This is a genomic window from Celeribacter indicus, from assembly GCF_000819565.1.
Lineage (GTDB): Bacteria > Pseudomonadota > Alphaproteobacteria > Rhodobacterales > Rhodobacteraceae > Celeribacter > Celeribacter indicus.
In genome coordinates, this window is sequence record NZ_CP004393.1 from 2,344,625 (window position 1) to 2,364,147 (window position 19,523).

The 19,523-nt window shown below is 66.2% G+C and carries 25 protein-coding genes and 1 tRNA gene; 22 read left to right on the plus strand and 4 right to left on the minus strand.

Going from position 1 to position 19,523, the window contains the following annotated elements; translation table 11 throughout:
- The first annotated feature begins 1 nt into the window (after position 1).
- Both P73_RS11800 and P73_RS11805 read left to right on the plus strand, forming a co-directional pair.
- Complete coding sequence (locus P73_RS11800; RefSeq protein WP_043869708.1) at positions 2 to 976, plus strand: ABC transporter ATP-binding protein; 975 nt, start codon at positions 2 to 4, stop codon at positions 974 to 976.
- The gene (locus P73_RS11805; RefSeq protein WP_074743231.1) at positions 973 to 1,941 is read left to right on the plus strand and encodes an oligopeptide/dipeptide ABC transporter ATP-binding protein; all 969 of its coding nucleotides are present in this window, start codon (positions 973 to 975) and stop codon (positions 1,939 to 1,941) included. The genes P73_RS11800 and P73_RS11805 overlap by 4 nt, the downstream gene beginning before the upstream one ends.
- A 160-nt stretch (positions 1,942 to 2,101) precedes the next feature.
- Here the strand turns inward: P73_RS11805 and P73_RS11810 are convergent, their stop codons facing one another.
- The 3 genes from P73_RS11810 to P73_RS11820 are packed head-to-tail and all read right to left on the minus strand — an operon-like array spanning position 2,102 to position 4,217.
- Entirely contained in the window at positions 2,102 to 3,280 is a 1,179-nt protein-coding gene (locus P73_RS11810; protein WP_043869709.1) for an HD domain-containing protein, read from the minus strand.
- Positions 3,281 to 3,287: 7 nt separating this feature from the next.
- Positions 3,288 to 3,557, minus strand: coding sequence for a hypothetical protein (locus P73_RS11815; RefSeq protein ID WP_043869710.1), 270 nt, complete (start codon positions 3,555 to 3,557; stop codon positions 3,288 to 3,290).
- 6 nt (positions 3,558 to 3,563) lie between these two features.
- Positions 3,564 to 4,217 carry an alpha/beta hydrolase gene (locus tag P73_RS11820; protein ID WP_043869711.1) on the minus strand — a complete coding sequence of 218 codons (654 nt, stop codon included), beginning with the start codon at positions 4,215 to 4,217 and terminating at the stop codon, positions 3,564 to 3,566.
- Between the two features lie 435 nt (positions 4,218 to 4,652).
- On the opposite strand from P73_RS11820, the gene iscR reads away from it, so the two are divergent.
- From iscR to P73_RS11905, 18 genes are all read left to right on the plus strand, one after another.
- The gene (gene iscR / locus P73_RS11825) at positions 4,653 to 5,114 is read left to right on the plus strand and encodes a Fe-S cluster assembly transcriptional regulator IscR (RefSeq protein WP_043869712.1); all 462 of its coding nucleotides are present in this window, start codon (positions 4,653 to 4,655) and stop codon (positions 5,112 to 5,114) included.
- 4 nt (positions 5,115 to 5,118) lie between these two features.
- Positions 5,119 to 5,700, plus strand: coding sequence for an NAD(P)H-dependent oxidoreductase (locus P73_RS11830; protein ID WP_043869713.1), 582 nt, complete (start codon positions 5,119 to 5,121; stop codon positions 5,698 to 5,700).
- Positions 5,697 to 6,755, plus strand: a complete 1,059-nt coding sequence (locus tag P73_RS11835; protein ID WP_043869714.1) for a cysteine desulfurase family protein — start codon at positions 5,697 to 5,699, stop codon at positions 6,753 to 6,755. Before P73_RS11830 ends, P73_RS11835 begins: the two co-directional genes overlap by 4 nt.
- 66 nt (positions 6,756 to 6,821) lie before the next feature.
- Complete coding sequence (gene sufB / locus P73_RS11840) at positions 6,822 to 8,372, plus strand: Fe-S cluster assembly protein SufB (protein ID WP_043869715.1); 1,551 nt, start codon at positions 6,822 to 6,824, stop codon at positions 8,370 to 8,372.
- Complete coding sequence (locus P73_RS11845) at positions 8,369 to 8,659, plus strand: hypothetical protein (protein WP_043869716.1); 291 nt, start codon at positions 8,369 to 8,371, stop codon at positions 8,657 to 8,659. The genes sufB and P73_RS11845 overlap by 4 nt, the downstream gene beginning before the upstream one ends.
- 23 nt (positions 8,660 to 8,682) lie before the next feature.
- Positions 8,683 to 8,826 (plus strand): YbjQ family protein, encoded by a 144-nt coding sequence (locus tag P73_RS25985; RefSeq protein WP_158401938.1) that lies wholly within the window; start codon positions 8,683 to 8,685, stop codon positions 8,824 to 8,826.
- A 4-nt stretch (positions 8,827 to 8,830) separates the two neighbouring features.
- Positions 8,831 to 9,721 carry a hypothetical protein gene (locus P73_RS11850; RefSeq protein ID WP_052453216.1) on the plus strand — a complete coding sequence of 297 codons (891 nt, stop codon included), beginning with the start codon at positions 8,831 to 8,833 and terminating at the stop codon, positions 9,719 to 9,721.
- Positions 9,718 to 10,029 (plus strand): heavy metal-binding domain-containing protein, encoded by a 312-nt coding sequence (locus tag P73_RS11855; protein ID WP_043869717.1) that lies wholly within the window; start codon positions 9,718 to 9,720, stop codon positions 10,027 to 10,029. The genes P73_RS11850 and P73_RS11855 overlap by 4 nt, the downstream gene beginning before the upstream one ends.
- Positions 10,030 to 10,039: 10 nt before the next feature.
- The gene (locus P73_RS11860) at positions 10,040 to 10,252 is read left to right on the plus strand and encodes a hypothetical protein (RefSeq protein WP_043869718.1); all 213 of its coding nucleotides are present in this window, start codon (positions 10,040 to 10,042) and stop codon (positions 10,250 to 10,252) included.
- Between the two features lie 8 nt (positions 10,253 to 10,260).
- The gene (locus P73_RS11865) at positions 10,261 to 10,881 is read left to right on the plus strand and encodes a hypothetical protein (RefSeq protein WP_052453217.1); all 621 of its coding nucleotides are present in this window, start codon (positions 10,261 to 10,263) and stop codon (positions 10,879 to 10,881) included.
- A gap of 108 nt (positions 10,882 to 10,989) precedes the next feature.
- Positions 10,990 to 11,544, plus strand: a complete 555-nt coding sequence (locus tag P73_RS11870) for a hypothetical protein (RefSeq protein WP_139267144.1) — start codon at positions 10,990 to 10,992, stop codon at positions 11,542 to 11,544.
- 120 nt (positions 11,545 to 11,664) lie between these two features.
- Positions 11,665 to 11,901 carry a hypothetical protein gene (locus P73_RS11875; RefSeq protein ID WP_043869720.1) on the plus strand — a complete coding sequence of 79 codons (237 nt, stop codon included), beginning with the start codon at positions 11,665 to 11,667 and terminating at the stop codon, positions 11,899 to 11,901.
- Positions 11,902 to 12,029: 128 nt separating this feature from the next.
- On the plus strand, positions 12,030 to 12,791 hold the full coding sequence (gene sufC / locus P73_RS11880; protein ID WP_043869721.1) for a Fe-S cluster assembly ATPase SufC: 762 nt from the start codon (positions 12,030 to 12,032) through the stop codon (positions 12,789 to 12,791).
- Positions 12,792 to 12,850: 59 nt separating this feature from the next.
- Positions 12,851 to 14,092, plus strand: coding sequence for a Fe-S cluster assembly protein SufD (sufD, locus tag P73_RS11885; protein WP_420836137.1), 1,242 nt, complete (start codon positions 12,851 to 12,853; stop codon positions 14,090 to 14,092).
- A 4-nt stretch (positions 14,093 to 14,096) separates the two neighbouring features.
- Positions 14,097 to 14,594 (plus strand): hypothetical protein, encoded by a 498-nt coding sequence (locus P73_RS11890; RefSeq protein WP_043869722.1) that lies wholly within the window; start codon positions 14,097 to 14,099, stop codon positions 14,592 to 14,594.
- The gene (locus P73_RS11895) at positions 14,587 to 15,804 is read left to right on the plus strand and encodes a cysteine desulfurase (protein ID WP_043869723.1); all 1,218 of its coding nucleotides are present in this window, start codon (positions 14,587 to 14,589) and stop codon (positions 15,802 to 15,804) included. The genes P73_RS11890 and P73_RS11895 overlap by 8 nt, the downstream gene beginning before the upstream one ends.
- 76 nt (positions 15,805 to 15,880) lie before the next feature.
- Positions 15,881 to 15,957 (plus strand) — tRNA-Arg (locus P73_RS11900).
- A 169-nt stretch (positions 15,958 to 16,126) separates the two neighbouring features.
- Entirely contained in the window at positions 16,127 to 16,810 is a 684-nt protein-coding gene (locus tag P73_RS11905) for a type 1 glutamine amidotransferase domain-containing protein (protein ID WP_043869724.1), read from the plus strand.
- Between the two features lie 9 nt (positions 16,811 to 16,819).
- Here P73_RS11905 and P73_RS11910 read toward each other — a convergent pair whose 3' ends face one another.
- On the minus strand, positions 16,820 to 17,233 hold the full coding sequence (locus P73_RS11910) for a MerR family transcriptional regulator (protein ID WP_043869725.1): 414 nt from the start codon (positions 17,231 to 17,233) through the stop codon (positions 16,820 to 16,822).
- Positions 17,234 to 17,316: 83 nt separating this feature from the next.
- Between P73_RS11910 and P73_RS11915 the strand changes: the two genes are divergently transcribed.
- Both P73_RS11915 and P73_RS11920 read left to right on the plus strand, forming a co-directional pair.
- The gene (locus tag P73_RS11915; protein WP_043869726.1) at positions 17,317 to 18,561 is read left to right on the plus strand and encodes an NADH:flavin oxidoreductase/NADH oxidase family protein; all 1,245 of its coding nucleotides are present in this window, start codon (positions 17,317 to 17,319) and stop codon (positions 18,559 to 18,561) included.
- Between the two features lie 4 nt (positions 18,562 to 18,565).
- Entirely contained in the window at positions 18,566 to 19,477 is a 912-nt protein-coding gene (locus P73_RS11920) for an acetoacetate decarboxylase family protein (protein ID WP_043869727.1), read from the plus strand.
- Positions 19,478 to 19,523: the final 46 nt, after the last annotated feature.

The window sequence follows — 19,523 nt, forward strand, 5'->3', positions numbered from 1 at the left end:
CATGACCGACACCGATCTCCTTGCCCTTTCCGATCTGGATCTGACCTTCAAGACGCTCGACGGCCCGGTGGATGTGCTGCGCGGCGTATCGCTGCGCATACGCGAGCACGAGCGCGTGGCGCTGGTGGGCGAATCCGGCTCGGGCAAATCGGTCACGGCGCGCGCCATCATGGGGTTGTTCCCGCGCAAGCGCATCCGGGTCGCAGGTGACATCACATTCGCCGGAAAATCGCTGCTGGGCGAAAGCGAGGCGGCGCTGCGCCGACGTCGCGGACGTGAGATCACCATGATCTTCCAGGATCCGATGGCAGCGCTCAATCCGGTTTTCACGATCCGCACGCAGTTTCGCGCCATTGTTGATCGGCTGGAGCAACGGATGAGCGACGGCGAGGCGGAAACACGGATGCAGAATGCTTTGGCCGATGTGTCCATCGCCGATCCCGAGCGTGTGCTGTCGAGCTATTCCTTCCAGCTCAGCGGCGGGCTGAATCAGCGGGTGATGATTGCCATGGCCCTGGTCAGCCGGCCCAAACTCCTGATCGCGGACGAGCCCGGCACCGCGCTCGACGTGACGGTGCAGCAGCAGACCCTGCATATCATGGGGCGGCTCAGCGAAAGTTTCGGGACGGCGATCCTGTTCATTTCCCACAATCTCGGCGTGGTGCGCAATTTTGCCGACAGGGTCTGTGTGATGTATGCCGGACGCATCGTCGAGGAGGCGCCGACCGCGGAGCTTTTCGCGGATCCGCGCCATCCGTATACGCGTGCGTTGCTGGCTTCGGTTCCGCGTTTGTCGTCCCCAGATCTGCCGATCCCGATCGAAGGCAGCGTGCCGGGGATGATGGACATGCCGTTGGGCTGCGCCTTCGCGCCGCGATGCCCCCATGCCACCGACGCCTGCGCCGCGCCGGTGCCGTTTGCCAAGGCCGGACCTGACCGCAGGGTCGCCTGTATCCATCCGGAGAAGGTGACATGAGTCGTCCGTTTCTGGAAATCGCGGGGGCGCGTAAGCAATTCTTCGTCGGAGATACGGTGGTGAACGCTCTAAACGGTGTCGACCTCCGGGTCGAGCGCGGCGAGACGCTGGCCATCGTCGGCGAAAGCGGATCTGGCAAGACGACGCTGGCCAATCTTATCCTGGGGGTGGAAAAGCCCACGGACGGCGCGCTCTTCCTGAGCGGAGCGCGCCTGGAGGAGGCGCGCGACACCACCCAGCGGCGCCGTATCGGCCTGGTACAGCAGAATCCCTATTCCACGCTGAACCCGCGCAAGTCCATCGGACAGGCGATAGGGCTTCCGCTGGCGGTGCATGGAATAGGCCGCCGGGCGGAACGGCGCCGTATCATCTCTGAAAAGCTCGAGCGCGTGGGTCTGAACAGCGATTTGCAGGACCGCCGTCCGCTTGCCCTGTCCGGCGGCCAGCGCCAGCGTGTCGCCATCGCCCGAGCGCTGACGACCGAGCCTGATCTGCTGGTGCTTGACGAACCGACGTCGGCGCTGGACGTGTCGGTGCAGGCGCATATCCTGAGGCTTCTGAGCGATCTGCAAAAGGATCTTGGGCTCACCTATGTGTTCATCACCCACGATCTGAGCGTGGTCCGGGTGCTGGCAAGTCGCGTGGCGGTGATGTACCGCGGCCGGATCGTCGAGGAAGGGGCGGTCGAGAAGGTTTTCTTTTCGCCGCGACACCGGTATACTCAGCAGCTTCTGGCCTCGATCCCGACGGTTTCGGAGGAGGAGGACGCGGTGCGGCCCGGCTGGCCGTGGCACAGTGATGTCGACAGCACCGCGATCGTTACCGATGGCTGTCCCTTCCATCCGCGCTGTCCCTTTGCACAGCCTGGCTGTTTCTCCGGTGTGCCGGACCTGAAAGGTGCGCGCGATCACCGACACGCGTGCCTTAACCCGCTTGTCGCGCCCGAGACGTTCGGTGCCGCCTGATCGCGAGCCGGCTGTTGCCGGATCACACGCGTAACGAACGTCTGTGCGCAAACACAGCGTCCGCTATCGCATTCGAAACTGAGACGATTGACCCGGAACCTGAAACCATGGGAGATCGCTGTGCTGCGCCCTATGCCCTGCAATGGCGCTGTGCCTCTGGCTAAAGCGCCCCGCGTGCGACGAACCAGGGTGTGACCTTGGCGCGGACATAGGGCCAGAGGTCGGGGCAGCCGCGGGTGATCTTCGTGCCGATCCGGGTTTCGAGCTGTGAGAGCTTCACGTCATAGGTGCGCCAGGAGCCGCCGTCGTCGGAGAGGTTGTGGAGCAGGGGCTGCACCCGGTCGATGCTCTTGGCGAAGACCGCGGTCGGGGTTTCGGCGGCTTCGAACTCGTCCCAGATGGTGCGGAACTCCCGCGCCTGATGTCCCGGCAGCATGCCGAAGAGCCGGTCGGCGGCGGCGCACTCGGCCGCCTCCTGTGCCGCCAGCGCCTCGGGCGTCACTGCGCCGTGGATCGGTGTGTCGCCCGCGTCCACCTCGACGATGTCGTGCAGCAGGAGCATCCGGAGCACGCGGGCGATGTCCACCCCGGCGCCTGCGTGATCGGCCAGCACCCGCGCGTAGAGCATGATGTGCCAGCTGTGCTCGCCGCTGTTCTCACGGCGCGATCCGTCCGCGATCGGCGTGGCGCGGATGACGGACTTGAGCCGGTCGGCCTCGCACCAGAAGGCGAAGCGCGCGGCCATGTCGGGATCGGTCGCGCGACCCTCGAAGGCGGCGGCGGTGAACTCGTGGAGCGCGGGCAGCATCTCGCGGGTCTTGCGCGCGCGTCCGCGGGAGAGATTGCCGGCGACGATCTCGTCCTCCTCCGCGGGCCGGGGGCCGGCGCCGATGCATTGCAATGCGGGCGCGAGGAAATCGACGGATTTCGCGAAGCGTGCGGTCGGCGTCTCCATCGCCTCGAATTCATCGTAGGTCGCGCGCAGTTCGCGGCCGAGCGCCTCGGGCAGCAGGCCATAGATGCGGTCGGCGGCGGCACGTTCGCGCGCCGAGATCTCTTCGGGGTTGAAGAGGATGTGGATCGGGTGATCGCCGGCATCCACCTCGACGATGTCGTGGAGCATCAGCATCTCCAGCGCGCGGTCGAGGTCGGCCTCCGGCCCGGCGAGCGGCGCGCAGAGCAGGGCGAGCAGGCAGGCATGCCAGCTGTGTTCGGCGGAATTCTCGAACCGGCTGCGGTTCATGAGCCGGTTGGCGCGCTCCACCGTCTTCAGCCGGTCGGCCTCCATGAGAAAGGCATATTGCGCGTCGAGGCGGGTGTGGGGGGCATCCCTGGGCATGGCGGCCTCAATAGTCGATATCGTCCTCGGCCCCCGGCGGCGGGGCGGAGGCGGCAAGCCCCTCCCGCGCCTCGTGGAGGCGTCTGGCAAGGTAGTCGCGGGCGCGCTTTTCGGCAAGCCGCACCCGCGCGGCGGTCATGAAGGCCTCCTGCGTCGTCACCGAGGAGGCGCCGAGCACGCGGGCGACATCCTGGATGAGCTGATCGTCGCCCACCAGGTCGAGGGCGGCGATCGTGTCCTTCGCCAGCGCGTCGGCAAGCTCTTCCATGACGCCCATGGCCGCTTACCTCGTCGTCTCGGTCAGGCGGCGGCGGACATAGCGGTCCACGGTGCCGATCATCTCTTCCATATGCGGATCCTCGAAGAAATGGCCCGCGCCCTCGATCTCCTCATGGGTGATGGTGATGCCCTTCTGCTCGTGCAGCTTGTCGACGAGCGCATGCGTGTCCTTCGGCGGGGCGACGCGGTCGGCGGTGCCGTTGATGATGAGGCCCGAGGAGGGGCAGGGCGCGAGGAAGGAGAAGTCGTACATGTTCGCGGGCGGCGCGACGGAGACGAAGCCGGTGATCTCCGGCCGGCGCATCAGGAGCTGCATTCCGATCCACGCGCCGAAGGAGAAGCCCGCGACCCAGCAATGTTTCGCATTGGGGTTCAGCGACTGGAGATAGTCGAGCGCGGAGGCCGCGTCCGACAGCTCGCCCACGCCCTGGTCGTATTCGCCCTGGCTCCTGCCCACGCCGCGGAAGTTGAAGCGCAGCACGGTGAAGCCCATGTTGTGAAATGCGTAATGCAGGTTGTAGACGACCCTGTTGTTCATCGTCCCGCCGAATTGCGGGTGCGGATGCAGGATGATGGCAATGGGGGCGTCTTTGTCGCGTTGCGGATGGTAGCGGCCTTCAAGCCGGCCCTCGGGGCCGGGAAAAATCACTTCGGGCATCAGGTCCCAGTCTCCTCATATCGCACCGCCGGCGGAATGCGGCCTCCGCCGAGGGTGGTGGCGCGCCCGGATGCGGACGGCCGCTCTAAACTCTTCTCGCCCGCGCGGCGCCTTTATAGTTGACGCATTTGATCGGGCAATTTAGAAACGTTCTAAATTATCGCGAAACAGCGCGCGAGGGTGGTATGGACCTAAGACCCGCTGCCCCGCACGTCAATGTTTTTGCGCCGGTTTTTGCGGCAGATCCGGCAGGAATCGCATGTGCGGGGCGGGTGCCTGTCCGAAAGATGCAGATTTCCGCCGCGGCGGCGATGCGGGAGGCGGACGTTGTGTCGCTTTCCCTGCGGCGGCGGGAGCGTGTATCGGTCCTGTCAGGCGCGACGGGTGCGGACGGATGCGGATGGCGTGAGCCGGTGGCGAAGAAAGGAAACGGGCATGAAACTCTCGACCAAGGGGCGTTATGCGATGGTGGCGCTGGCGGATCTGGCGCTTCAGCCGGAAGGCGGGCTGCTGTCGCTGGCCGATATTTCCAAGCGGCAGGACATCTCTCTGCCCTATCTCGAACAGCTTTTCGTGAAACTGCGCCGCGCCGATCTGGTGACCTCGGTGCGCGGACCGGGCGGCGGCTACAAGCTCGCCAAGCCCGCAAGCGAGATCCGGGTGTCCGACATCCTCGGTGCGGTGGATGAAACCGTCTCCGCCATGCACACGGGCGCAGGGGCGTCGGGGGGGATCTCCGGCTCGCGCGCGCAGTCGATGACCAACCGCCTCTGGGAAGGGCTGTCGGCGCATGTCTATGTCTTCCTGCACCAGACGCGGCTGTCGGACGTGGTGCGCAACGAGCTGCGCCCATGCCCGGCCGTGCCGAACCTCTTTGCCGTGGTCGACGAGGACTGAGGCGATGACCCGGCGGATCCTGATCCTCGATGCGCATCCCGGCACGGGGCGGTTCTCGACCGCGCTCGCCGCGCGCTATGCGCAGGGGGTGCGTGCGGCGGGGGGAGAGCTGCGGGAGATCGCGCTGCGCGATCTCGCCTTCGACCCGATCCTGCACGAGGGGTATGCCGTCGTCCAGCCGCTCGAACCCGATCTCGAACGCGCCTTCGACGAACTGCTCCGGGCGGATCACGTCGCCTTTTTCTATCCGACCTGGTGGGGCGGGCATCCCGCGCTGTTGCAGGGGTTCTTCGAGCGGGTCTTCCTGCCGGGCAAGGCATTCCGCTACCACGAAAAGGACCCGTTCTGGGACAAGCTTCTGAAGGGGCGCAGCGCGGAAATCGTCACGACGATGGATACGCCGGGGTTCTATTACCGGCTCGTCTACCGCAATTCCGGCCTGACCCGCATCCGCAAGACCATTCTCGAATTCACCGGGATGAGGACGCGGGTGCACGCGATCGGCAACCTGCGCGGCAAGTCCGCGGCACAGCGCGAGCGCCTGCTGGCGCGGGCCGAGGCGCTCGGACGGAGGGCGGCGGCATGAGGGTCTATCTCGACTGGAACGCCACCGCGCCTCTGGCGGACGCCGCCCGCGCGGCGACGATCGCGGCGATGGATGTCACGGGCAACCCGTCCTCCGTCCATGCCGAGGGGCGCGCGGCCAAGGGGATTCTGGAGCGGGCGCGGGCGCAGGTGGCGGAGGCCTTCGGCGCGCAGGGGGCGGATATCGTCTTCACCTCCGGCGCGACGGAAGCGGCGGCGCTGGCGCTGGCGGGGCGGGGGCTGTCCTGCGCCGGGATCGAGCATGACGCGGTCGCGAGCTGGTGCGAGGCGAGCCTGCCGGTGGCGCGGGACGGGCGGGTGACGGTCGCGGACCCGGCGCGCAGCGCGCTCCAGGTCGCGAATTCGGAAACCGGCGTGATCCAGAGCCTGCCCGAGGGGCTTGCGGTCTGCGACGCGACGCAGGGCTTCGGGAAAATTCCGCTCGCCTTCAACTGGATGGGCTGCGACATGGCGCTCGTCTCCGCGCACAAGCTGGGCGGACCGAAGGGTGTGGGCGCGCTGGTCCTGAAACAGGGACTGGACGTGACCGCGCGCATTCGCGGCGGCGGTCAGGAGATGGGCCGGCGTTCGGGCACCGAGAACCTCGCGGGCATCGCGGGATTCGGCGCGGCGGCGGAGCGGGCGGCGAAGATGCTGGCCGAGGGTGTCTGGGACGAGGTCGCGGAAAAGCGAGATTATCTCGAGACCCTGTTGGCCGAAGCGGTCGGAGACCCCATCTTTATAGGGAAGGGCGGGCAGCGCCTGCCCAATACCGTGAGCCTGATCACCCCCGGCTGGAAGGGGGAGACGCAGGTGATGCAGATGGATCTCGCGGGGTTTGCCGTGAGCGCCGGCTCGGCCTGTTCGTCCGGCAAGGTAAGGGCATCGAAGGTATTGACCTCCATGGGCTTTTCAGAGACGGAGGCGGCGAGCGCGCTGCGCGTCTCGATCGGGCCGGAGACGAGGAAGGAAGATCTAGAGCGGTTTGCCAGAACCTGGTCGGCCGCCTTCGGACGCTGGAAGGAGCGTTCGGCGAGTGTAGCGGTCGCGCGGTGAGCGGCGATCGGAAAAGAGACAAGAGGCCCGACAGAGGCCGCAAGACACGCACGAAGGAGTGATCCGATGATGGATGACGTTCAGGTCAAGGAAGGCGTCGAGGAAGAGACGGTTGCGGCCGTCAAATCGCTGGCCGGAAAGTACAAATACGGCTGGGAGACGGAAATCGAGATGGAATATGCCCCCAAGGGGCTGTCCGAGGAGATCGTCCGGCTCATCTCGCAGAAGAACGAGGAGCCGGAGTGGATGACCGAGTGGCGGATCCAGGCCTACCGGCGCTGGCTGACGCTCGAGGAACCGGACTGGGCGATGATCGACTATCCGGAGATCGACTTCCAGGACCAGTATTACTATGCCCGGCCGAAGAGCATGGGAACCCGGCCGAAGTCGCTCGACGAGGTCGATCCGAAGCTGCTCGAGACCTACAACAAGCTCGGGATCCCGCTGAAGGAACAGATGATCCTTGCGGGCGTCGAGGGGGCCGGGGAGGCGGCGAAGGATCTCGTCTCCGGGCTGACCGACGCCGCCGCGCCGGAGCGCAAGGTCGCGGTGGACGCGGTGTTCGACAGCGTCTCGGTCGGGACGACCTTCCAGAAGGAGCTCCAGAAGGCGGGCGTCATCTTCTGCTCGATCTCGGAGGCGATCCGTGAACATCCCGAGCTCGTGAAGAAATATCTCGGCTCGGTCGTGCCGGTGTCCGACAACTATTATTCCACGCTGAACTCGGCGGTCTTCTCCGACGGGTCCTTCGTCTACGTGCCGCCGGGCGTGCGCTGCCCGATGGAGCTGTCGACCTATTTCCGCATCAACGCGGAAAACACCGGCCAGTTCGAGCGCACGCTGATCATCGCGGACAAGGGCTCCTACGTGTCCTATCTCGAGGGCTGCACCGCGCCGCAGCGCGACACGGCGCAGCTTCACGCCGCGGTGGTGGAGATCGTCGTGGAGGAGGACGCCGAGGTGAAATACTCGACGGTCCAGAACTGGTTCCCCGGCGACGAGACCGGCAAGGGCGGGATCTACAACTTCGTCACCAAGCGTGCGGATTGCCGCGGCGACCGGGCGAAGGTGATGTGGACGCAGGTCGAGACCGGCTCGGCGGTGACGTGGAAATACCCGTCCTGCCTGTTGCGCGGCGACGAGTCCCAGGGCGAATTCTATTCCATCGCCATCACCAACAACTACCAGCAGGCCGACACCGGCACGAAGATGATCCACCTGGGCAAGAACACGCGGTCCCGGATCGTGTCCAAGGGCATCTCCGCCGGCCGGGCGCAGAACACCTATCGCGGCCAGGTCGCGATGCACCCGAAGGCGACGAATTCGCGCAACTACACGCAATGCGACAGCCTGCTGATCGGCTCGGACTGCGGCGCGCATACGGTTCCCTATATCGAGGTGAAGAACAATTCCTCGCGCGTCGAGCACGAGGCCACGACCTCGAAGGTGGACGACGACCAGATGTTCTACTGCCGCTCGCGCGGTCTCGACGAGGAGGAGGCGGTGGCGCTGATCGTCAACGGCTTCTGCAAGGACGTGCTCCAGGCGCTGCCGATGGAATTCGCGATGGAGGCCCAGCAGCTCGTGGCGATCTCGCTCGAAGGGTCGGTGGGATGACCGATACGTCGAAGCTTCGTCGCCCGGTCCGGTTGCGGATCGGGCACGGCAACCGTCTCGAGCCCGAAACGCGGCAGGTCACTCTGCTTCTGTTGCTGTTGATCGGCATCTTCGGGGCGACGGTGGCGCATGACGAGTTCGTCGCGGAGGCGGTGCAGCGCGGCTGGCTCGCCGCGGCGCGGGCGGAGACGGCGGAGGTGCTTTTCTGCGCCGTGCTGTTCGCCTGTTTCGCCGTGGTCCAAACCCGTCTGATGGCCTGTCTCAAATCCGCCCGCGACGCGGGCTGAGCCTGCGGGAAACGGAGGACGGAATGATCGTCACCACCACGAAGTCCATCGAGGAGCGCGGGATCGCGGCCTGCCATGGCATCATGGGCGCGAGTGTCGTGCGTGATCTCTTCGCACAGGTGACGGAGATCGCCGGCCGGCGCTCCTGCGCGTCAGGGGGGCGGTAAGAGCGTGAGAGACTGTATCGCGATCAGGACCTATACCTGGGGAGCGGACGAGGATCGTCTGGTCGGAGAGCTGTCGCCCGTCTTCGGCGACGATCTGTTCGTGGCCTTTCACAACCGGCCCGAGGGGGTGACCCCGCCCGTGCCCGTCGCCGATTTCGACGACGACTGGGTGAGGTCCAACGGCCTGCGTCTGCTCGACGATTACGGCTGGCGCTGTGGCGATTATGCGCTTTACGCACTGCGGCGGAAGTTCCCCGATTATGACCGATACTGGTTGATCGAACCGGATGTGTCGATCCATGGCGACATTGCCGGATTCTTCGCCGGGGCCGCGCGGCTCGATCCGGACGCCCTCGGGGTGGATTTCCACAGGCAGGAGCAGGTGAACCGTTTCGTCAAGGGCCTGCCGGACAACCTGGTGCCGTACCGCGCCACCTTCGCGCTGACGCGGTTCTCCGGCCGGGCGCTGGATTACCTGTTCGCCGCGCGGCAGGATTACAGCGGGAAGGGCACCGGGTCGCACCGCTTCACCAATGACGAAACCTTCTGTTTCTCGCATCTCGTGGCGCATCCCGGTTTCACGGCGGGAGGACTGCGCGAGGCGCTGCCGGAGTGGTTCGGGCTGGGGCTCTTCGACACCGATCCCGATCTGCTGAAATGCGCCGTCGCGGCCCGGACCGGCGGCCGCAACCAGGTGTGCCACCCGGTGCGGGAATTCGACAGTTTCTCCGGCGCCGTCAGCAAGCGGATCGCCGCGAATGCGCACGGGTTCCTGAAAAACATGGGCCTGTCCTTCGCGCATATGTCCGATGCGGAGATCGAGGCCCTGGCGCAGGGGGTTGCCCGACGCCTTCGCGAAATCGGGCATCAGATCAGACGGGAGCACGGCGCATGATCGTCACCACCACGAATTCCATCGAGGGGCGCGGGATCGTGGCCTATCACGGCATCGTCACCGGCGAGGCGATCATGGGCGCGAACGTCGTGCGCGATCTCTTCGCGCAGGTGACGGACATCATCGGCGGGCGCTCGGGCGCCTATGAGGCGAAGCTCGGGCAGGGGCGGGAGACCGCGCTCCGCGAGATGCAGGAGCGCGCCGCCGCCATGGGGGCGGATGCGGTGGTCGGTGTCGATCTCGACTACGAGGTGATCGGGCAGATGCTCATGGTCTCCGCCTCCGGCACGGCCGTGTCGCTCGGATAAGGACAGCAGGATGCATCCCGAACTTCTCCCCTTCTTCGCGATGAAAAGCCTCGGCGTGGCCGTGGGCGTGTTCATTGGAGCGGTCATCGGCCTGTCGGTCCGCAAGAAGACCGCCGGCACGCGCGGGCTCTATCGTGACAGCGTCTTCGCGACCTCCTTCCTCGCCTCGATGCTCGCCTTTGCGGTGATGATCCTCATTCGCATGGCCACCTATCAGGGCTGAGACAGCAGATGACCGCCGCGCCGCATATCACGCCATTCGGACCGGAGGGGCCCGAGCTGACCTTTCCGCAGAAGGTCGGCGATGTCGTGTGCGCGGCCTATGAGCGGGCGTCCGTCATTGTCGAATACGGCTCCGGCGGGTCGACGGCCTTTGGCGCGTCGCGTGCCGGAAAGACGCTCTATTCCGTGGAAGGATCGCGCGACTGGCATGGCGCGATGGAGGCGCATTTCGCCGCCCGTCCGCCGCAGGCCGACCTGCACCTGATTTACGAGGATGTCGGCCCCACCGCCGACTGGGCCTGGCCCAAGGGCAACGGCAAATGGTTTCGCTACCCGGATTACTGTTTCGGCGTCTGGCAGCGCCCGGACCTGAAGGCGCCCGATCTCGTGCTGATCGACGGGCGGTTCCGCATGGGCTGTTTCTTCGCGACATGGGTTTCGATCCCCCGACCCGTCACGGTGCTGTTCGACGACTACAAGGGCCGCCGCGACCGCTACGGGCTGATCGAGGAGTTCGTGCCGGTCACGGCGATGCACGGCCGCATGGCCGAATTCGCCCTCGCGCCCGTCGATCACCTTCCGGCTTCCGCGCTCTATCCGCTGCTCAAGGCGTTTCAGGAGAAGGCATGACCCGGACCGCCCCCGCATATCCCGCCGCCGCGCCGCGTGCGCTGCCCGATTCCCGCCATCTTCACATGGTAGGATCGGCGCCGGTGCGGGGGGACGAAGGGCATGGGCATGGATCGTCAGAGACAGGAGTTCCTCGACCGCATCGGACGGCTTTCGCAGGGGCCGCAGACGGCTGTGCCCCCGGCCGGCCCGGCGCCGACGCAGCGCATGCTGCGCAACCGGCACCTGTCGCAGATGCTCGCACGGCACAGGGCGGAGACGGGAGCCCCCTCCGCGCCGGTCCCGCGGCGGACGCTGACGCAGGTGCTGTCCTGTCTCGTCGCCTTCGGCATCGGGGTGCTCGCGGCCTTTCTCGCGCGGGCGCTGCGCTACCAGCTTTCCGGCGTGCCGGTGCAGTTCGGCGCGGCTCCCGATCTCGCGCTCGATACGATATTCGCGATCGCCGTGGCCTTCCTCCTGCGCGAGGCGGTGTCGCTTTCGGCGGTGAAGCGCATGGGAGCGCAGCTCGCCGGAATCCTCTTTGCCATGATGACCCTGCACAACGCGGTGCATGCGATGCCGGACCTGTTTTCGCGGCTGCTCTCCCTCGGCTGGGTCGCGCATGTCGTCGCGACGACCGCGCCGCATACGCTGCTCATCCTCGGCCAGAGCTATCGTCTCTGAGCGCGGCGCGGGCGCGGGCAACCGCAACAAGGCCGCCGTCTCGCCACGATCCTTTCGCAATTGCCCGGCATCCTGATCCCGAGACCAGGGGCGTGCACCGGCAGAAAGGGCAGGAACGGCATGAAAGAGGGGCAACAGGCGCAATTCGCCGCGCGGCTTGCACGGATCGAGGCGGGCGGAGCGAACACCTTTGTCATGCCCCATGCCGGACTTCGGAAGGCCGCCCGACCGGGGATGGCCGGTGCCCGTCGCCCGACGCTTGCCGCCGGCATGATGGCCGGGCTCGCCTCCGGCCTCCTGCGGACCGCCGCAGCCGGTCTGTGCCTCATCGTCTATCTGCGCTACGCCGGCCTCTGACCGGCGGTCCGGCGCGATCTCCCGCGGGGTGGTATCGCGCCGCCCGCATCCCATATAACACACAAAACGCACTCAAGCCTGCCGCGATCCGCTCGCGCGCGGGCCATTCCTCGTGAAAGGACAAGAACATGTTGGAAATCAGCAACCTCCACGTCAAACTTGAAGAAGAGGACAAACAGATCCTCAAGGGTGTCGACCTCAAGGTCGGCGCGGGCGAGGTTCACGCGATCATGGGCCCGAACGGATCGGGCAAATCCACGACCTCCTATGTGCTCTCGGGCCGCGACGGCTATGTGGTGACCGAAGGCTCGGCAAAGCTCGACGGCGAGGAGCTCCTGGACATGGATCCCGAGGAGCGCGCCGCCGCCGGCGTCTTCCTCGCCTTCCAGTATCCGGTGGAAATCCCCGGCGTCGGCAACATGACCTTCCTGCGCACCGCGGTGAACGCGCAGCGCAAGGCGCGCGGCGAGGAGGAGCTTTCGGCGACCGATTTCCTCAAGCTGGTGCGCGAGAAGGCCAAGAGCCTCAAGATCGACGCCGAGATGCTGAAACGCCCGGTGAATGTCGGCTTCTCCGGCGGCGAGAAGAAACGCAACGAGATCCTCCAGATGGCGATGCTCGAGCCGAAGCTCTGCATCCTCGACGAAACCGATTCCGGGCTCGACGTGGACGCGATGAAGCTCGTCTCCGACGGGGTGAACGCGCTGCGCGACGGCAAGCGGTCCTTTGTCGTGATCACCCACTACCAGCGGCTTCTCGACCACATCAAGCCGGACGTGGTGCATATCATGTATGACGGCCGGATCGTGAAGTCGGGCGGGCCGGAGCTTGCGCTCGAGGTCGAGCACAACGGCTATGCCGACATCCTCGCCGAGGTGGAGAAGGCCTGATGAAACGCGCGGATCTGAAACAACGCAAACTCGACACCACGGCGGCGCGCGTCGAGGGCATGGCGCTGCCGCAGGGCGGCGCGCCCTGGGCCACGGCACTCCGGCAGGACGCGCTGGAGCGGCTTCTGGCCATGGGCCTGCCGCAGGGGCGCGACGAATACTGGCGCTGGACCCGGCCCGACAGCCTGATCGCGGCGGAAGCGCCGCAGGCCGCGCTGTTCCAGGCGACGGAGCCGCCATTCTTCTCCGCGCTGGAGCGGATCCGGATCGTCTTTGTCGATGGGGTCTTCGATGCCGGGGCCTCCGACGATCTCACGGGCGAGAATCTCGAGATCATGCGCCTGACGGACGCGCTCGCCACCGATATCCACTGGGTGAAGGACGCCTATGGCGCGCAGGAAAAGAAGGCGCAGGTGCCGGTCGAACGGCCCTTCGCGACGCTCAACACCGCCTTTGCCACCGATGGCGTGGTGATCCGCGCCACCGGCAAGGTCGACCGACCCGTGTCGCTCGTCTACCTGCATCGCGATGAGGGATCGGACGCGATCCTGCACCACGTCATCCGGGTGGAAGCGGGGGCCGATCTGACCGTGCTCGAGAACGGGCCGGCGGCGGCGCGCTTCAACAAGGTGATGGAGGTCGAGGTCGCCGATGGCGCGGGCTTCCACCATGTGCGCGCCCAGGGCCGCGACCACGAACGCCGCGCGGTGACGCATCTCTTCGCGACCGTGGGGGAAGAGGCGACCTTCAAGAGCTTCACCATGACCGCGAACGGCGTGCTGACGCGCAACGAGGTCTTCATCGACATCGCCGGGGACAATGCCGTCGCCCATGTCGCGGGCGCCTGCGTCGGCGATGGCAATTTCCACCATGACGACACGGTGTTCATCGTGCATGGCGCGGAATGCTGCGAGAGCCGGCAGGTGTTCAAGAAGGTGCTGCGCAACGGGGCGAAGGGCATCTTCCAGGGCAAGATCCTCGTGAAGACCGGCGCGCAGAAGACCGATGGCTACCAGATCTCCCAGGGCCTCCTGCTCGACGGCGACAGCCAGTTCCTCGCCAAGCCCGAGCTCGAGATCTACGCCGACGACGTGGCCTGCTCGCATGGCTCGACCGTGGGGGCGATCGACGAGGACGCGCTGTTCTACCTGCGCTCGCGCGGGGTGCCGGTGGCGGAGGCGACCGACCTTCTGACGCTCTCCTTCCTCGCCGAGGCGATCGAGGAGATCGAGGACGAACAGATCGCCGGCGACGTGATCGCCCGCCTCGAGGGCTGGCTCGCGCGGCGCCGGAAGGACTGAGGGCGTGGGCGTCGTCTCCGATATCGTTCGCAGCTACCGCGCGCCGCGCGCGGTGCTGCGCCATCGCCTCGGAGCGGGGGAGAAGGAGGGCACGGCGCTCGTGACCCTGATGCTCGCCTGCGGGCTGATCTTCGTCGCGCAATGGCCGCGGCTGTCGCGGATCTCCTTCGAGACGGGGCAGGAGGTGCAGATGCTTCTCGGCGCGACGCTGCTGGGCTGGCTCTTCATCATGCCGCTGGTGTTCTACGTGCTCGCGTCTCTCGTGGCACTCGTCCTGCGCCTCGCCGGCCGGACGGCCACCGGGTTCCAGACGCGCATGGCGCTGTTCTGGGGCCTTCTCTGCGCCGCGCCGCTCTGGCTCCTCTGGGGGCTGACGGCGGGGTTCGTGGGGCAGGGGCCGGCGACCGCGCTCGTCGGGCTCCTCGCGCTCGCCGCGCTCATCGTCTTCTGGGGAGCCATGCTCTCCGAGATCGCAGTCAGGAAGGAGACGCAGAATGTTTGACGTCGCCAGGATCCGCGCCGATTTTCCGATCCTCTCGCGGGAGGTGAACGGCCAGCCGCTCACCTATCTCGACAACGGGGCATCGGCGCAGAAGCCGCAGGTGGTGATCGACGCGATCACCAACGCCTATTCCCATGAATATGCCAATGTCCACAGGGGGCTGCACTATCTCTCCAACCTCGCGACGGAGAAATACGAAGCCGTGCGGGAGACCGTGCGCCGCTTCCTGAACGCGGGCCATGAGGACGAGATCGTCTTTACCTCCGGTACGACCGAGGGCATCAACCTCGTCTCCTACGGCTGGGCCGCCGAGCGGCTCGGGCCCGGCGACGAGATCGTGCTCTCGGTGCTCGAACACCACGCCAATATCGTGCCCTGGCATTTCCTGCGCGAACGGCAGGGCGTGGTGCTGAAATGGGTCGATTGCGCGCCCGACGGCAGCCTCGATCCGCAGGCGGTGATCGACGCGATCGGGCCGAAGACCAAGCTCGTCGCGATCACCCAGCTGTCCAACGTCACCGGCACGCGGGTCGATGTGAAGGCGATCTGCCATGCCGCCCGCGCGCGTGGCGTCGCGACCCTCGTGGATGGCTCGCAGGGCGCGGTGCACGGGCCGGTGGATGTGCAGGACATCGGCTGCGACTTCTATCCGATCACCGGGCACAAGCTCTACGGACCCTCGGGCTCCGGCGCGATCTATATCCGGGCCGAGCGGCAGGCGGAGATGCGCCCCTTCCTCGGCGGCGGCGACATGATCGACGTGGTCTCGAAGGAGGCGGTCAGCTACGCCAGGCCGCCGCTGAAATTCGAGGCCGGGACGCCGGGCATCGTGCAGACCATCGGCATGGGCGTCGCGCTCGACTATCTCATGGGCATCGGCATGGAGGCGATCGCCGCGCATGAGGCACGGCTCGCGGCCTATGCCTCCGAACGCTTCGCGGGTCTGAACTGGCTCAACCTCCAGGGCACGGCACCTGGGAAGGGGGCGATCTTCTCCTTCACCATGGAGGGGGCGCATGCGCATGACCTCTCGACCGTGCTCGACAAGAAGGGCGTCGCCGTGCGCGCGGGCACCCATTGCGCCATGCCGCTGATGGAGCATCTCGGGGTCACCGCCACCTGCCGCGCGTCCTTTGCGATGTACAACACGGAGGAAGAGGTGGACCGCCTCGTGGAGGCGCTCGAGCTCTGTCACGAATTCTTTGCGTGATCCGCGAAGAAGGGTGCGGCGCGGCAGGAAAACTGATTGCGCCGCCCTTTCGCATCGCCTATAGACGGGCGCACGCGCACCCATAGCTCAGCTGGATAGAGCGCTGCCCTCCGAAGGCAGAGGCCAGAGGTTCGAATCCTCTTGGGTGCGCCAAATCTCCCTAAATTTGGTCCGTTTAAGACCGCCGATTGCCGCATGGGAGGCATCCGGCGTGAACTGGATGAGGGGTGTGTGTCACGCCCACAGGGCCAAAGCAGCATGTGCTTGACCTTAAGGTTACGTTCAATGTTACGGTCAGGGCACTCACATCAGGAGCTCGTTCGTGGCCAAGCGCATCCTTCACGTCGTCAGCAACGTCTCGCATTACGCGGGTTCCAACAAGCCGACCGGGCTGTGGCTGTCCGAACTGACCCACGCCTATGACGTTTTCGCAGACATGGGCCACGAACAGACGATCATGAGTCCGAAGGGCGGCGTCTCGCCGTTGGAGCCGCGGGCCCTCAAATGGCCTTTGCTCGATGCCTCCGCCAGGGCATGGAGGGCCGATCCGGCGCGCATGGCGCTGCTGCAATCGACCGCCAGCCCCGACGAGATCGACCCGGTGAATTTCGATGCGATCTACCTGACGGGCGGCCATGCCGTGATGTGGGACTTTCCGGACAGCGAAGGCCTGCAACGCATCACGCGCGCCATCTGGGAGCGGGGCGGGATCGTCTCGTCGGTCTGCCATGGCTATTGCGGTCTGCTGAACACGCGGTTGTCGGACGGCAGCCTCCTGGTGGTCGGCAGGAAGGTGACGGGGTTTTCATGGAATGAGGAAGTGCTGGCGGGGGTCGCCGGATGGATGCCTTACAACGCGCAGGCCGAAATGGCGCAACGCGGCGCGCTCTACGACAAGGCCCTGCTGCCCTTCGTGTCGCACGTCGTCGTGGATGGCCGGCTGGTGACAGGTCAAAATCCAGGCTCGGCCAGGGCGACGGCGAAACGGGTTGCCGCCCTGCTCTGAGCGGGCCGATCAGCCGGTCGTTCCAATCAGCATGTTCGCCATGATCCTGCGGGCGTTGTCCTTGCAGTCCATGTCGTCGGGCTTGGCCTCGATCTCGTCGATGAGGCGCCTGATCTGCACTTTGCTCTGTTTCAGCCTGGCCTCGAGCGCTGTGATCTCGGCCACCTTCGCACGCAGCGCGTCCAGCAGACCGTCGTGCGTCCATTCGTCGAGGTCGGACGGCACCATCCGCCGGATTTCGTCCAGGCTGAAGCCCGCGTTTTGAGCCGTGTCGATCAGGTTGAGGACCACAAGCGCCTCCGGCGGATAGCTCCGGTAGCCGTTGGGGCGGCGGTCCACCAGCTTGAGCAAGCCGATCCGCTCGTAGAAGCGGATGCGAGACGGCGTCTGCCCGCTGCGCTTTGCCAGTTCGCCGATTTTCATCTCCCGGCACCTCCATTTTCGCTTGACCTTAAACTTAGCTTAAAAGTTATGGTTGGTCAAATCGAAGGTTTTCGGAGATATCAATGTCGCTATTCATGACGCTCAGCCTGCCCAACGGCCAGACGATTCCCAACCGCATTGGCAAGGCCGCGATGGAAGAGAACATGGCCGACGCCGATCACGGTCCCTCGGCTGAGCTGCTGGAACTCTATCGTGCCTGGGCGCAGGGCGGCACCGGCCTCATCATCACCGGCAACGTGATGGTCGATGCGCGCGCCATGACCGGCGCTGCCGGCGTGGTGCTGGAAGACGACCGGCTGCTCGACCGGTTCCGCGCCTGGGCCGGGATCGCGCGTTCGGGCGGCGGCAAGGTCTGGATGCAGATCAACCATCCGGGGCGGCAGATGCCGGCCGGCATGGGGCAGGAGACGCTGGCGCCTTCCGCCATCGCGCTCGATCTCGGCGCCCAGTCGAGGCAGTTTCCGATGCCGCGCGAGATGACCGAAGCCGAGATCGACGAGGTCGCGCAGCGCTTCGTCACCACGGCGGTTCTGGCGGAGCGTGCCGGATTCCACGGGGTCGAGGTCCATGCCGCGCACGGCTATCTGCTCAGCCAGTTCCTCTCGCCGCTGTCGAACCGGCGCACCGACCGCTGGGGCGGAAGCCTCGAAAACCGGGCGCGGCTGCTGGTCGAGATCGTGCGCGGCGTCCGCGCTGCGGTCGGCGCGGATTTTGCGGTGGCGGTCAAGCTCAACTCGGCGGACTTCCAACGCGGCGGCTTTTCGCCGGAAGACGCACGGGCGGTCGTTGAAATGCTCGCCCCTCTCGGCGTCGATCTGGTCGAACTGTCGGGCGGCAGCTACGAGGCGCCGGCGATGATGGGTGCCGCGCGTGACGAGCGTACCCTCGCGCGCGAGGCCTACTTCCTCGAGTTTGCCCGCGAGATTGCCGAAGTCGCGCCCATGCCGCTGATGGTCACGGGAGGTATCCGCCGCCGTTCCGTGGCCGAAGAGGTCGTGGAAAGCGGTGTCGCCATGGCGGGCATCGCAACTGCACTGGCGATCGAGCCCAACCTGCCGAACAAGTGGCGTGCCGGTGCAGATGACGCACCCGCGCTGAAGCCGATTACCTGGAAGAACAAGCCGGTCGCGTCGGCGGCGCATATGGCCGCGGTCCGGTATCAGCTTGAACGCCTTGGCCGCCGCCGCCGCACGTCGCCCAACGTCTCTCCGGTCTGGGCGCTGATCGTCTCGCAGCGGCACCTCAGGCGCGCCACCCGAGCATATCGGGAGTGGATGTCGAAGCGTGCCGTGGCGGCAGGGGTGTGAGGCCATGCAGAGCACCAGCCACGATGCGACCGTCGAGGTCGAATTCGCGGGCCACAAGGTCCTGGTCCCGGCGGGCGGCTATTACGACCGCTATCGCTCCAACCCTGATCTGGACGAGGTTGCCCGCGACCCGGCGGCAGGGAACATCGACTTCTTCCGCCGCATCCCGAAGCAGAAGGTCGCCTCGCGTGTCGGTCCCGTCTGGGCGCCCAACTTCTATTACCGCAGCAGCAGCGTCCAAGTGCTGATGCTCGCGCCCGTCGACCGGCTGCGGTCGGCCTTGCCGACCCCGCTGGAGCCGTTGCGGGCCGTGCCGGGCAAAGGGCTGGTGGCGCTCACCTTCTTTTCCTACGCGGTGTGCGACAACGATCCTTATGACGAGGTGTCGATCGCGGTCGTCGTCCGCAGGCCCGGCGCGCGGGGATCGCACGCGCGCGAACTGATGTCGTCGATCCGCAGGCGGAGCTTTAACGCGCATGTCCTCGCGCTGCCGGTGTCCACCGAGATCGCCCGCGTGCGCGGCGTCGAGGGCTATCAGCTTCCGAAATGGCTGACCGGCATGGAGGTGGACATCGGCGACGAGGCACGCGCGACGATCTTCTCCACCGATGGCACGCCGGACCTGACGCTGTCGGCGCCGATGCCGAACATCCACGAGGTGCCGTCGCAATCGCACATGAGCACCAACACCATGATCCACCGGGTCGATGGCCGCTGGCACCAGACCGCGGTGCAATCGAACCTCCTGGCCTACGGGCAGGAACTGTTCCCGCGCGGGATCGCTTTATCCCGGCAGGGCGGACCGATAAGCGAACTGCTGAACGGCCTTGGCGCCGGAATGGTTCTCCGTCTCGATATCGTCAGGGACGCGCAGATCGTCCTCAACATGCCGATCCCGCTGGGCGGCTTCGCCTAGCTTCAACATCGCAACGGCGGCGGGGCCGTCAACATCAGGGAGTAAC

Bases quoted from the DNA above. Each gene is read 5' to 3' on its own strand.
- P73_RS11800 (WP_043869708.1), top strand. From the start codon at position 2: ATGACCGACACCGATCTCCTTGCCCTTTCCGATCTGGATCTGACCTTC.
- P73_RS11805 (WP_074743231.1), top strand. From the start codon at position 973: ATGAGTCGTCCGTTTCTGGAAATCGCGGGGGCGCGTAAGCAATTCTTC.
- P73_RS11810 (WP_043869709.1), bottom strand. From the start codon at position 3,280: ATGCCCAGGGATGCCCCCCACACCCGCCTCGACGCGCAATATGCCTTT.
- P73_RS11815 (WP_043869710.1), bottom strand. From the start codon at position 3,557: ATGGGCGTCATGGAAGAGCTTGCCGACGCGCTGGCGAAGGACACGATC.
- P73_RS11820 (WP_043869711.1), bottom strand. From the start codon at position 4,217: ATGCCCGAAGTGATTTTTCCCGGCCCCGAGGGCCGGCTTGAAGGCCGC.
- iscR (WP_043869712.1), top strand. From the start codon at position 4,653: ATGAAACTCTCGACCAAGGGGCGTTATGCGATGGTGGCGCTGGCGGAT.
- P73_RS11830 (WP_043869713.1), top strand. From the start codon at position 5,119: ATGACCCGGCGGATCCTGATCCTCGATGCGCATCCCGGCACGGGGCGG.
- P73_RS11835 (WP_043869714.1), top strand. From the start codon at position 5,697: ATGAGGGTCTATCTCGACTGGAACGCCACCGCGCCTCTGGCGGACGCC.
- sufB (WP_043869715.1), top strand. From the start codon at position 6,822: ATGATGGATGACGTTCAGGTCAAGGAAGGCGTCGAGGAAGAGACGGTT.
- P73_RS11845 (WP_043869716.1), top strand. From the start codon at position 8,369: ATGACCGATACGTCGAAGCTTCGTCGCCCGGTCCGGTTGCGGATCGGG.
- P73_RS25985 (WP_158401938.1), top strand. From the start codon at position 8,683: ATGATCGTCACCACCACGAAGTCCATCGAGGAGCGCGGGATCGCGGCC.
- P73_RS11855 (WP_043869717.1), top strand. From the start codon at position 9,718: ATGATCGTCACCACCACGAATTCCATCGAGGGGCGCGGGATCGTGGCC.
- P73_RS11860 (WP_043869718.1), top strand. From the start codon at position 10,040: ATGCATCCCGAACTTCTCCCCTTCTTCGCGATGAAAAGCCTCGGCGTG.
- P73_RS11865 (WP_052453217.1), top strand. From the start codon at position 10,261: ATGACCGCCGCGCCGCATATCACGCCATTCGGACCGGAGGGGCCCGAG.
- P73_RS11870 (WP_139267144.1), top strand. From the start codon at position 10,990: ATGGATCGTCAGAGACAGGAGTTCCTCGACCGCATCGGACGGCTTTCG.
- P73_RS11875 (WP_043869720.1), top strand. From the start codon at position 11,665: ATGAAAGAGGGGCAACAGGCGCAATTCGCCGCGCGGCTTGCACGGATC.
- sufC (WP_043869721.1), top strand. From the start codon at position 12,030: ATGTTGGAAATCAGCAACCTCCACGTCAAACTTGAAGAAGAGGACAAA.
- sufD (WP_420836137.1), top strand. From the start codon at position 12,851: ATGGCGCTGCCGCAGGGCGGCGCGCCCTGGGCCACGGCACTCCGGCAG.
- P73_RS11895 (WP_043869723.1), top strand. From the start codon at position 14,587: ATGTTTGACGTCGCCAGGATCCGCGCCGATTTTCCGATCCTCTCGCGG.
- P73_RS11910 (WP_043869725.1), bottom strand. From the start codon at position 17,233: ATGAAAATCGGCGAACTGGCAAAGCGCAGCGGGCAGACGCCGTCTCGC.
- P73_RS11915 (WP_043869726.1), top strand. From the start codon at position 17,317: ATGTCGCTATTCATGACGCTCAGCCTGCCCAACGGCCAGACGATTCCC.
- P73_RS11920 (WP_043869727.1), top strand. From the start codon at position 18,566: ATGCAGAGCACCAGCCACGATGCGACCGTCGAGGTCGAATTCGCGGGC.